Annotated in this window: 6 protein-coding genes, 1 tRNA gene and 1 pseudogene; 2 read left to right on the top strand and 6 right to left on the bottom strand. The window is 45.5% G+C overall.

Going from position 1 to position 10,752, the window contains the following annotated elements; translation table 11 throughout:
* Position 1: 1 nt before the first annotated feature.
* Positions 2-967 (bottom strand): AI-2E family transporter, encoded by a 966-nt coding sequence (locus MC24_RS05630; protein WP_038053581.1) that lies wholly within the window; start codon positions 965-967, stop codon positions 2-4.
* Between the two features lie 43 nt (positions 968-1,010).
* On the opposite strand from MC24_RS05630, the gene MC24_RS05625 reads away from it, so the two are divergent.
* Both MC24_RS05625 and MC24_RS05620 read left to right on the top strand, forming a co-directional pair.
* The gene (locus tag MC24_RS05625; protein WP_038053348.1) at positions 1,011-2,021 is read left to right on the top strand and encodes an acyltransferase family protein; all 1,011 of its coding nucleotides are present in this window, start codon (positions 1,011-1,013) and stop codon (positions 2,019-2,021) included.
* Positions 2,022-2,110: 89 nt separating this feature from the next.
* Positions 2,111-2,186: transfer RNA gene (locus MC24_RS05620), tRNA-Asn, on the top strand.
* Between the two features lie 5 nt (positions 2,187-2,191).
* Here MC24_RS05620 and MC24_RS09860 read toward each other — a convergent pair.
* The 5 genes and pseudogenes from MC24_RS09860 to MC24_RS05595 form a co-directional block, all read right to left on the bottom strand.
* Positions 2,192-3,742, bottom strand: a complete 1,551-nt coding sequence (locus tag MC24_RS09860) for a GGDEF domain-containing protein (protein WP_235280320.1) — start codon at positions 3,740-3,742, stop codon at positions 2,192-2,194.
* A gap of 79 nt (positions 3,743-3,821) precedes the next feature.
* On the bottom strand, positions 3,822-4,874 hold the full coding sequence (locus MC24_RS05610; RefSeq protein ID WP_038053341.1) for a galactokinase: 1,053 nt from the start codon (positions 4,872-4,874) through the stop codon (positions 3,822-3,824).
* Entirely contained in the window at positions 4,871-5,827 is a 957-nt protein-coding gene (galT, locus tag MC24_RS05605; protein ID WP_038053338.1) for a galactose-1-phosphate uridylyltransferase, read from the bottom strand. The genes MC24_RS05610 and galT overlap by 4 nt, the downstream gene beginning before the upstream one ends.
* Positions 5,824-7,482: an alpha-galactosidase gene (galA, locus tag MC24_RS05600; protein WP_038053335.1), complete on the bottom strand. Its 1,659-nt coding sequence runs from the start codon at positions 7,480-7,482 to the stop codon at positions 5,824-5,826. Before galA ends, galT begins: the two co-directional genes overlap by 4 nt.
* A 5-nt stretch (positions 7,483-7,487) precedes the next feature.
* Positions 7,488-10,747: pseudogene (locus MC24_RS05595) on the bottom strand (glycoside hydrolase family 2 TIM barrel-domain containing protein).
* Positions 10,748-10,752 lie beyond the last annotated feature (5 nt).

The raw sequence follows: 10,752 nt of genomic DNA, 5'->3' as shown, positions 1-10,752 counted from the left end.
CTCAGCCTCCCATCACGTACTGCTTCCAGAAGTTTTTCAGGAATATCAGAAACGGAAGCGCAATTAGAACGCCACCAAAACTGAAAAGATCGCCGAGAATGAGAATCGTGATCAGAATAATGAACCAGTGAACATTCAAGGTGTTACTCTGTATCTTTGGAGCGAGCACCCACATTTCCAGTTGATTCGCTGCGACGAGGATGATCGTTCCTATGAGAAGACCGCTCAGGCCATGAACGGAGAAGGCGAGCATTAGAAGAGGAATAGCAGATATCACCACTCCAAGGTACGGGACAAAATCCGTCACGAAAGCAAGCATTCCCAGAAAGAACGCACTCGGTATTTTGAAAATGAAAGCACCGAAGCCAACGAACAGACCAACGAATATTGCAACGAGCACCTGACCACCCACGAACCTTTCGAACTCGGTGTAAGTAGTCTTCAGGAACTCTCTACCATCACTGGGATTCGTGGGAAACAGGTAGTGTACATTTTTTCTTATGAGTCTCTTCAATGAAGACACGATAAAAGCGGTGATCACTATGAGTATTGCAGCCGTTACGAAAGAAGGAACGTAGCCTATGATTTTGTTCACAAACGAGAGCGCTCCTTCCGAGAAGGATGTGCTGATGTTGTTCAATACGGAAGACAACCATCCGGGTATGTCGATGTTCTCCAAACCCGATCTTATTCTGTCTATCTCAGAAAAAACCTTCTGCGCTTCTCTTACGATCACCGGAAAGAAATTGACAGCTGAGTAAGCTATCGTGAGGAAAACCAGAACGTTCGATATCACGCGAGGAAGAACACGCGGTTTTTTTATGAATACCCCCAAAAAGCGTGCAATGTAATCGATAATTATCGAAAGATACAGCCCCATTATCAGGGCGGTTATAATAAAAGGGGAAAGTTTCGCGAGTACTAGAAACAGAACAAGATACAGCAGGGCAAAGTGTTGGTTCTTCAAGTTCTTCACTCCTTTCGATACTATTTTATCAGAGGTGAGAAACTTGGAGTCGTTGAGAGGACTTTTGATTCTGTTCGTTTTAACGGGACACGCCATCGTTGGGGTGTACAGAGACCTCACCTTTCTCGTTCCTCTGCTCAGATTCGTGAGCCCTTCTGTCTTTGTTTTCGTATATCTGTTTGGTTATTCACAGGGAAGGGTGAAAAAGAACCCTTTGAGGATTATTCGTAAGGCTTCTACCTTCTTTCACTTCTATCTCTTCTGGGCTTCTCTTTCTTTCCTTGTTTATATGTTGTTAAATGGAAAATACACAAACGTTTGGGTGACAAAGAGGGTTTTCAGCGTTGACGATTCAATACTCAAAAAATATCTGATCACTATCTTTTCTTTCACAGGATCGTGGCAGTACTATTTCGTACTGGTTGTAATGATTCTGCTGCTGATATCGATTTTCATAAAAGATCCGAGGAAGATTCTGCCGGTTTCCTTCGCCGGAGTTGTTGTTAACTCTTCCTTCGTGAGTTTCTGGTTTCTCACGAAGGACAGACTCCTTCCTCCCATAGAAGGTGCGTTGATCACTTATCTCAATCCTGTTCACTGGCTTTTTCCATTTTTGATAGGATACAAAGACGCTGCCGAGAGAAAGAAGAGAAAACCAAGGAAGTTGTTTTTGTTCCTATATGTCTTTTTCTTTGTGATCGGATCTCTGGAGTATTGGAACGCGTACGGAAAATTTCATACACTCCTGGGAATCGATCAGTTTTCTCTCACAGGAGTGTTTTTGGGAATCTACAGTATAGAAGTGTTAACCTGGCTAGCTGAAAAAGTTAATCTGCCTTTTTTGAAAAGGATGGGAAGGTATTCTTTCCTTCTTTTCATGATTCACATGCCGTTTCAATGGATGTTCTACGTGTTTCTCGACTCTTTTGTTGATCTTCCCAAGTGGTGCTGGGTGACTATCATGGTGATGTTTTCTTTAATGTTCATGGAAATTTTGCTGAAACTGGCACGGATCCTTCCAAAACCGGTAAGAAAAATAGTCATCGGGGCCTGATATCAACCTTTTTTCAATTTTTTCATTCATTTTACCATCAATCCCACTTGAAATTCGAGAGAGTATGTAGTACAATTATCCCTGGAGGTTCCGGCGTAGCTCAATCGGTAGAGCGCCTGGCTGTTAACCAGGTGGTTGCAGGTTCGAGTCCTGCCGCCGGAGCCATTTTTTTATTTCAATGTCCCCTTCTTAACATCCTTCATCCTGTACATCAATTCATCGGCTTCTCTCAGTGTTTTTTCAAGAGTTTCTTTAAAGAGAACCACACCGTAGGAAAACTCCGACTGAAGAGGATGGCTGTTTTTGAATTCAATCAGTATCTTCTGGAAGATTTCCTGTGCTTTCTCCGGCTTGCATCCTCTCAGTATCACGAGAAATTCGTCTCCTCCCATTCTCACAACGACATCAGATTGCCTCACATTCTTCCTTATTGTTTGAACGAGGGTCTTCAAAATCTCGTCACCGATTTCGTGTCCGTGGGTATCGTTGATCTTTTTGAAGTTGTCCAGATCTACATAAACAAAAGTTTCGTCCCCACTGAACTGAAGCTCTGCAAGGATTCCTCGATTGTAGGCTCCCGTGAGAGGATCTGTGAGACTTTTCGTGTGAGTAATGGTGAGTCGAGTCAATATATCTCTGTAATGGATAACCAAAACATACGTGAAACCGATGAACATGGATACTATTCCGTAGTTGGAGAGAAGTTTCAAATTATCTATTCCAAAGCCTATTACAAGTCCATCGTGCACGACGCAGGTCATGAAAAACAAAATAGAACTCACCAGAACTTTAGATTGAATCTCTGGAAGTTGGAAGACAAAATAAAAAGCGTTCACAAAAAGCACAATCGCCACTGTGCTTATGAACTTTTCCATGGTGATCAGATCAGGTGCCAGCCAGAACACAACAGCAGCTGAAACATCGAGAAAGAGAATCAATCTATCAAAAAATCCGTTTTTATTGTTGTACATCTTCGAAAAACCTTTCACAAGAAAGTAAAACCCCAGATACGCGGAACTGACCGCAGTTTTTCTGAAGAAAAGCAGAAAAGCCACAGATCCCATATTTGAGTAGTCGATCAAATCAAACAACCAGATGGCCGCAAGAAGACCCGCCATTCCAAAGTAAATGTAAGATTTTCTCTCATCTGAAGAAGAAAGAGACGTTGATAAAAGAATCAGTACTACCCCTATGGAAAGCGCCATACCTATAGCCAGTGGGATCATCACCCTGGTCATGAACGAAAGTAATCTGTATTTTTTCGTCTCCAGGTATGGGATGATGTACACACCAGAACCCGTTCCAATTCTATAAAGACCGCTCACCTCTAAGGTGATCTCATTGAAATCGTCGGGAAGTTCGAATATCACTGGTTGATTCCAGAAGTAGCCGGCCCTTTTCTCTGCAAAACCACAACTTCCTTTTTTCACACCATTGACATAGACAGCAAGATAAGAGCGGTACATCTGTGGAATATAGAGGTACAACCTGTCCTGATATGGTAGTTCAGATCTTCCAATTCTGGTGGTGAGGAAGATTGTGGAAGGCTGTGAAAACATTCTGTCAAACGTGGACCCCAGGGTTCCTGTTTCTCCGGATTCACTCACAGCTGTCCACGATTCGATCAGATATCCTTCCACGTTCACAGCGTAGAAGAAGATGAAGAATATCAAAATGAACAGAGCGGTCGCCACCATTATGGATGGAAAATAGTATTTCAAATAAACAAAGATCGCAGACCCCCCCCTGAACCTGGAAATACCAACTTCATTTTAACAAAAAAGGGAGCTCATGGCCCCCTTAGATTTTTTGAACACCGTCTGAACTCTCTATTTCGTGGAAGGTGAGATCTATTCCAAAACGCTTCCTATAAGACTCTGCCAGCTCTTCTTTTACTTTCCCAAAAGCCCCTTTCTTCGAAAGAACGATAACTCCTCCACCGAATCCGCCGCCGACCATCCTCGCGCCGAGGATACCTTCTTTTCCTCTCAAATAATCCACGATGAAATCCGTTTCCTCACAGGAAACTTCGTACAGGTCTTTGAGACTCTCATGAGAGGAAAAGAGCAGTTTTCCAAGGGTTTCAAAATCTCCTTCTTTCAAAGCCTGAACGCTCTTTAGAACCCTTTCGTTTTCTTCGATCACGTGCCGGGTCCGCTTTCTCAGAGTGCCTGAAAGCTTTTCGAGATCTTCTTTTGTCACTTCTCGAAAGCTCTTTTTCCCAAGCACCTTCAGTACCTCTTCACACTCCTGTCTTCTTTTGTTGTACTCAGAAGAGGAGAGTGCGTGTTTCACATTCGAATCGACGAGGTTGATCTCGTAACCCTTCAGTTTCAAAGGAACGTACTCGTACTCGAGAGTCATCGTATCCAGAAAGATCGCGTGGTCTTTCCTTCCAAAAGCGGAAGTGAACTGATCCATGATGCCACACCTGACTCCCACGAACTCCACTTCGGCTTCACGAGCAATCTTCACGAGTTCAAGTTTTGGAACGTTGAAACCTAAGTACTCTGAAATCGCGTAAGCGCTTGCCACCTCGAGAGCAGCGGAACTGGAAAGACCCGCTCCCATGGGAAGATTGGAAGAAACGGAGATTTTAACAGGAGACATCCTGTAGCCTCTTTTCTCAAAAGAAGCAATGACCCCCGAGATGTAATCCGTCCATTTGTTGAGTTTTTCTATCCTTTCCATCTCCACCGTTTCGTTCATGTTCTCTGAGTGGAAGATGAATCTATCTGAGCCTTCGATCGAGAGAAACACGTACCTGTTCACCGCAAACGGCAGAACGTAACCGTCGTTGTAGTCAGTATGCTCCCCGATGATGTTTATTCTTCCTGGTGCCTTCACTTTCATATCTCCACCTCCGTCTCTCTGAGCTGTTTCGCTGCTTCTTCGGGAACGACAGGGTTTATGAACGCCCATGTACCCGTCTCAACGCTTGCCATCCACTTCAGTTTATCTTTGTCTCGCTTCGGTGGATTGAACTCCACGTGGAAGTGGAAAAAGTGAGACACATCCTCTCCGTTGAAAGGTGCCTGGAAGAACATCATCATATAGGGGAATTCCTGATCAAATAGTTTGTCGTACTTTGCAGTCACCACCTTGAGAACTTTTGCGAACTCTTTCTTTTCTTCCTTCGAGAACTCCAGAAGAGTGCTCACGTGCCTCTTTGGATAGATATGCACCTCGTACGGGAAGCGTGCATAGAAAGGAACGAGAGCGAGGAAATACTTCGTCTCGTAAACCTTTCTCTCCTCTCCTTCGTTCTCCAAGATCTCACAGATAGGGCACTCCCTTTTCTCTTCATACCATTTCCTCATCGCACTCATCTTCACTTCTATTCTCTTTGGAAGGAAGGGAAACGCGTATATTTGACCGTGTGGGTGTGGAAGGGAGGCACCGACTTCTTTTCCACGGTTTTCGAAGATAAAGATATATTTCACAAAGGTGTGCTGAGAAAGGTCCCTTGTTCTGTCCACCCACATCTCAACGAGCTTTCCTATCTGCTTCAAAGGCATGCCAGGAAGGGCTGTGTTGTGATCCGAGGTGTAGACGACCACCTCACAGACACCTCGGGACTCTTCTTTCCTGAAAGGTCCCTTTTCTTTCCAGTCCACAGGAGGTGGATCTTTTTTCAGAGAGGGATATCTGTTCTCGAAAGTGACAAGGTCGTACTCTTCGGGAAGTTCGAGGCCTCCAACACAGATGGGACACTCAGTTTTCGATGGCTGCACCGGCCTTTTCTGTGTGGCCGCCGAAACGATTACCCATTCATCTGTGAGCGGATTGTACCTGAGTTCCATCATTCTCTTTCACCCTCTTCGTAAAAGTAGAAGTTTCTCCCGTCTTCTTTTTTGACTATTCTTTTTCTCAAGGAGGACTTTCCTTCTTTTTCCAGGTGGTACTCCCTGCTGTTTAGATCGACCACGATCTTGACGTTTCCTGAGAGAGTACCAGACGAGACGATCTCGTATCTCAGATCCTCCGACATGATGTTTTGAACCCGTGGTTTTCCACCGAGGAGTTCGAGTGTTTCGCTCAAAACCTTTTTTCCGTGATCCTTGACGAGCGAGAGATCATCGCTTTCTATGATCATGTTGTCGAGTACCCCACATGTGTACGAGTAGAGTTCTCTTTCTTCTGGTGTAAGATCCGTTTTCTCCTCTCTCAGTATCAGACAATCAGGGTCGTTCAGCCACAGTCTGTCGTGCATGAAGTACCTTGTTACGGTGTTTCTCAGCGCCCATTTTGCAGCGGGAGCTCCGTTGTCTTCTATATGTTCTCCCCAAAACGGTGTGGTATCAGGTCCTATCCTCATGCCGTCGACGTATCCCACCGCGGGAAAAAGGGGAGAACCGCATCCGAGAATGAAAGAATCTTCTCCCACCGCTTTTCTGATCGTCTCCATTCCTTTTCTAAACGCCTGAATCGGTGTCATGCTCTCTTTTCTCTCTCCTGGAACAGCACCCGCGAAGAGAAAGTCGATCTTGAAGTATCTGTAGCCCATCCTTCTCAAAGATGCGAAGAGATTGAAGAGCCAGTTCAGAACCTCATCGTTCGAAAGATCGAGGGCGTATATCTTTTTGTTCCAGTTTCTGTAAGCCATCTTTGGCTTTCCGTTTTCTTTCACAACCCAGTCCGGATGTTCGTTGAATACATCGGAAGTTTCAGAAACGCTGAACGGGGCGGTCCATATACCCGGGATGAATCCGTTTTCCTCTATAACTTTTGCCATCTCTTCCACTGATGGAAAGTCTCCTTTTGTTACGAGCCAGTCGCCTATGTCCTTTTCGTAAGCGTCGTCTATCTGGAAAACTTCGAACGGGAAACTCTTCGCAAGTTCCAGATTCTTGATGGTTTCTTCCCAGGTGAGATCGAGGAAATAGTGATACCAGCTGCACCATCCAGTGGGTGTGTGTTTTGGAACTCTTGCATTGTTCTCCATTCCAACAAGTTCCGCGTATTTTTCTAGAAGAAGGGAAGTGTTGGGATCTTCGAGTACAACAAGAGGTTCAAGAGGGACAAATTCGTCGAACTCGACATCGAAGTATTCAAGATAAGCCACAAGTTCCCCATCTTCCACAGCGAAGAAAGGATGAGCAATTTTCGAGCTCAAAAAGCCGTACACCCTTCCTTCTTCAGCCACGAAATATTCGCTCTGGAGGTTCCTTTCAAGTACATCAGGCACCACCGAAGCGGTGTATCTCCAGTTCGGATCTATCTCAGGTGGTTTGAAAGAGGAGGCATCTACCACCCTGCACGGTCCCCAGGACTGCCAGTTGTTCACAAGTAGCTTTTCCGGTGCTTCCGTTCGAAGAACCTCAAGCCTTCCCGGATCTCCCTTCACCCTGCCGGAGATCTTCCAGCCAAGGTGTATCTTCTCCACCGCGAATTCAACCGTGAAGTTTTTCTCTTCAAGAACGAATCTTCCCTCTCTGAAGGTTTTTCCGAATATTTCCACACAGATCACCTCACATAGATGGTTTTTCTTGTGTTCAGATTCGTATGTATCAGATGTTCACCCTTCTTTAATCCCTTCACTTTGAACACCAGATCTTCCTTCTTGGAGGGAGGAATCACCTCTCTCTCTTCACCGAGTGCTCGTTTCCATCAACAAAGATCACTACCTGTTCTTCCTTGCTCAGCGGCGTATCGTTCAGAAAAAAAAGACTCACATTCAGGGTTTCACCCTCTGGTATTATGTCCTCCGAGGTCATCTCGTCCTGTAGGACTTCAGGAAACGATGGAAGAATTTTCCAGTCTGGTGTCTCTTCACTCATTCTCATTCTGAACGAGTATCTGTGAGGTTCTGGAAGGAACCTGTATTTAAGGTGTGGTAGTGCACCCCAGCTGTCGTCTCCTCCAAGTCCCATCTGTTTGAAGTCCACATTCACGGTGACGAAGTCCCCCTCTGAGGGTTCGTTTATGCGCTGCACTCTCTGGAGATTCTCCATGGAGAAGGGCCAGACGCTGAAGTCTATCTGTGGCATGCCCGACACAAAGAGTCTTGTTTCACCATCGGAAAGTGCGAACCATCTCACATCCGATCTGTTCCCCGTTTCCTGTGGTCTGACACACCTGTGTATCATCTCACCGACAGCTTTTCTGTACCTTGCAAAAAGTCCGCTTTCTTTTCTGTCCCAGTAGGTCTCGTACGGTCCTCTTCCGTACCACTCCACAGTGCTGAATTCTTCAGGGACCGTGAACTGAAGGCCGATCCTTGGAATCTCCGGTACACCCTCAGTGGGAATCAGAGAAAGGTCCACAAGGATGTCTCCATTTCCAAAAACGGTGTATGTTATGTACACCCAGCTGTTTCCCAGAAGCTGAAAAACACTCTGGACGGTGACACAGTTCTCTTCATTTTTCCAGTGCATTTTGAAGAGTTTTCTCTCTTTTGATGCCCTCTTCCAGACGGCGAGCCTCTGCGACATTCTGCTTCCGATATCGTTGTCGGTTGGAACCCTCCGGAAGTTGGGAACAACGGGACTTTTCAGGATCTTTTTTCCTCTGTGAAGAATCTGTTCCAGAAGACCTGTAAGTTTTGAGAAGACGTACACCGTGTCTTTTGCTTCAACGGTGAGATGTTTTCCATCTTCCCTGAGTGATACTCCATTTGAAACAGACCTTTTCTTAAATGCCGGTGCTTTCAAAAGGAACTGTTCCCACGCCACAACATGACCTTTTTCTGCCCAGGGGGTATTTTCAGAAAGGGAGAAACTGATCTCGAGGAAATACTCAGAATCGTCCATTTCCGGAAGTGGTATTCTCAAAAGACGTTTTTCTCCGAGTTCAGCAGAGATCTTGAAGTTTTTTTCTTCGATGACTTCTCCATCTTTTCTGATTCTCCAGATACCATCGAACATCTCAAGGTTTGTGAAAAGGTACCTGTTCTCCACTTCGTAGGTGTTTTTTGCAATATGGCGCACTTTGATTTTCTGATAGACTTTCTTCACCTCGTAAAGTTCCGGCTCAGGTGGTCTATCGGGTAGTACCACACCATTTATACAGAAGTTTCCGTCGTTCGGTGTGTCACCGAGGTCACCACCGTATGCCCATAATTCTTTTCCGTCTTCGCCCTTCTTTCTTATCCCCTGATCCACCCAGTCCCAGATGCACCCTACATGAAGGTGCGGATACTTTCCTATCACGTCCCAGTAGTCCTTCAGATTTCCCACACTGTTTCCCATCGCGTGCGCGTATTCACACATGATAAAGGGCTTTTCTCTCTTCTTTGAAGCGTACTCAGGAAGAACGTCCATTCTCGGATACATGAGAGAGGAAACATCGACGTAGTACGATTCTCCCCTCCTTGTTGTTCCCTCGTAATGGATAAGCCGCGTGTTGTCTCCTACTTTTATCCAAAGCGCTGCCTTTTCGAAATTCACTCCATCTTCCGCTTCGTTCCTGAGGGACCAGAAGATGATACTGGGATGATTCTTGTCACGCTCGATCATCCTCTGGATTTTGTCGAGATGTGCCTTCTCCCATTCCGGCCTATTCGCGAGTGTCACTTCAGGATCTTCACCGATTCCGTGGGATTCAATGTTTGCCTCGTCTATCACGTAGAGTCCAAAGTAGTCACACAGATCGTACCACTTCGTCTGGTTCGGATAGTGCGATGTGAGAACTGTGTTTATATTGTGCTGCTTCATGAGCTTTATATCCTGAATCATCCTCTCCACTGTTACCGCATGACCCCTGTCGGGATTGAACTCGTGTCTGTTCACTCCCTTTATGTAGAGAGGTTTCTCGTTGAAAAGAAGTACTCCGTCTTTTATCTCTATCTTCCTGAATCCGAAGTTGACCTTCTTTTCGCCCTCTCCCAGTTTCAGTTTCAGAACGTACAGGTGCGGTATCTCTGTGAACCACTTCTTCGGATTTTGCACGTCAAAGGCAAAGGAAAGAACTCTGTCCTCCGACTTTACTGTCTCCTTCACGAGTGTTTTTTCTTCTCCATCTGGTGTGATGAGTGTTAATTCAAGGTCTTTTTCCTCTTCCTCACCAAGGTTTCTCATCTCCACGTCTAGAAAGATCTTTCCGTCTCTGTAACTTTCATCCAGATCCGTTCTCACGAACACGTCCCCGATGTGAAACTTCGGCAGCGCGTACAGATAAACGTCTCTGTATATCCCGGAAAGCCACCACATGTCTTGATCCTCGAGATAGCTTCTATCACTCCACTTCAGAACCTCGACGACGACCAGATTCTTCCCTGGTCTTAGAACATCGGTGAGTTTGAATTCAGCGGGCGTGCAACTGTCTTTGCTGAAACCGATTTTCTCCCTGTTCACCCACAGATAGAAGAAGGATCGAACACCTTCGAAGTGAAGAAAGATTTCCCTTTTAAACCAACCCTCAGGTATTTCGATCCACCTTCTGTACACCCCGGTCGGATTATCGTCTTTTGGGACAAAAGGAGGATTCGGTTCAAATGGATACACCACGTTCGTGTAGATGGGTTTTCCATATCCTTTCATCTCCCAGTTGCTTGGAACTTCTATCTCATCCCAGTTCGAGTCGTCGAAGCTCTCTGAAAAGGAATCCTCCGGCACCTCGAAGGGATCTTTTGCGAATAGGAACTTCCAGTTCCCGTTCAAAGAGATGAATTTCTCAGGGTACTCCCATTCCCCGCTGAACGGGTTCAAATAGGGTATGAAAGAGGTGTGAGGCTTCTCCGCTCCTTCACTTACAAGCTGTTGTAGATTTTCCCATTCATAGGGCATATTTT

Origin of the sequence: Thermotoga sp. Mc24, assembly GCF_000784835.1 — a bacterium.
Lineage (GTDB): Bacteria > Thermotogota > Thermotogae > Thermotogales > Thermotogaceae > Thermotoga.
Note: the sequence above shows the minus strand (reverse complement) of the source record. Positions and strands in the feature narration are given on the sequence as shown.

Excerpts from the sequence above, each read along its gene's own strand:
- galT (WP_038053338.1), bottom strand. The coding sequence starts at position 5,827 with ATGATGGAACTCAGGTACAATCCGCTCACAGATGAATGGGTAATCGTT.
- MC24_RS05610 (WP_038053341.1), bottom strand. The coding sequence starts at position 4,874 with ATGAAAGTGAAGGCACCAGGAAGAATAAACATCATCGGGGAGCATACT.